At 60.6% G+C, this 1,288-nt stretch carries 1 protein-coding gene; it reads right to left on the bottom strand.

Annotation, left to right across the window (positions count from 1 at the left end; all coding sequences use genetic code 11):
- Positions 1 to 105: 105 nt before the first annotated feature.
- Positions 106 to 1,208 (bottom strand): IS3 family transposase gene (locus ACTEK7_RS36615; RefSeq protein WP_225131587.1). Its coding sequence is split into 2 segments (ribosomal slippage): positions 106 to 947 and positions 947 to 1,208, totalling 1,104 coding nucleotides; the frame shifts between segments, so codons are not numbered across the junction.
- Positions 1,209 to 1,288 lie beyond the last annotated feature (80 nt).

Genomic DNA, 1,288 nt, shown 5'->3' with positions numbered 1-1,288 from the left:
GTGACCTGCCACTGCATTTTCATCCAGCGGCAGTTAGAGTCTCGGGGTTTTTGTGCAGCGAGACCGAACTTTGGACCACCCGGAACTAGAGTTTTGCGCCTCTGATCACGTTGGCGGGCTGGTGGCGCCGACGTGATTTTGGAGCACAATCGGCGGCCGATTGCCGATCGCGCCGTGGGGGCGTTCTTCGTTATAGTATCTACGCCAAGTCTCCACCTTTTGCCGGGCATCCGCAAGCGACAGGAACCAATGGGCGTTGAGGCATTCGGCTCGGAAGCGGCCGTTGAACGCCTCGATGAAGGCGTTGTCGGTCGGCTTGCCAGGCCGTGAGAAGTCCAGCGTGACGCCACGCTGATAGGCCCACAGGTCAAGATCGCGCGACACAAACTCGCTGCCTTGATCGACGCGGATCGTCGCCGGGAGTCCCACTTCATTGCAAACCCTTTCCAGCACCTCCACGACGTCGGTGCCGCGGAAGGTGAGCCGCGGCTCCAGCGCGGGCGAAAAGCGGGAGAAGATATCGACGATCGTGAGCACCCGGAGCTTGCCGCCGGTGGCCAGCTGATCATGAACGAAGTCCATCGCCCAGGTCTCGTTGACCCGCGTCGCAGGCCGCCGGTCGTCGCGCAGCTTGGCCTTGACCCGGCGCTTGGGCGATTTATTGCGTAATTGCAGGCCCAATTCGCGATAGATGCGACGCGTCTTGTTCTGGCCGTGATGCCATCCGTCGCGGCGCAGCAGCACATGGACGCGGCGATAGCCGTAGCGAACGCGAACATGGCAGATCTCCTTGATCCGAGCTTCGAGGGTCGCCTGGTCGGAGCGACGAGATTTGTAGTGATAGGTCGACCGGTCGAACTCGAGGGCCGCACAGGCCTTGCGGATCGACACCTGCCACTCACCGCAAACCTCATCGACGAGCTTGCGCTTCCGACCAGGCTTCACAGCTTTCGGCGGATCACGTCCTGCAGCATCTCCTTGTCGAGTGACAGATCAGCCACCAGCTTCTTCAGCTTGGCATTCTCGTCCTCGAGCTGCTTCAACCGGCGCATCTCCGTCGGCAGCAGCCCGTCATACTTCTTCTTCCAATTGAAATAGGTCGCCTGGCTGATCCCGGCTTTGCGGCAGATATCCGCAACCGGCACCCCGTCATTGCCCTGCTTCAGGATAAACGCCTTCTGGGCGTCCGAAAACTTCGAGGCCTTCATCGTCGTCGCTCCTCCCAGTCGAGGGATTTACGCAGCGCCAACTCTAGCCAAAAATGGTCCAGTTTGCCGGCCTCAGATCA

This window comes from Bradyrhizobium sp. JHI2711 (genome assembly GCF_056156565.1).
This window is presented reverse-complemented; position numbering and strand designations above follow the sequence as displayed.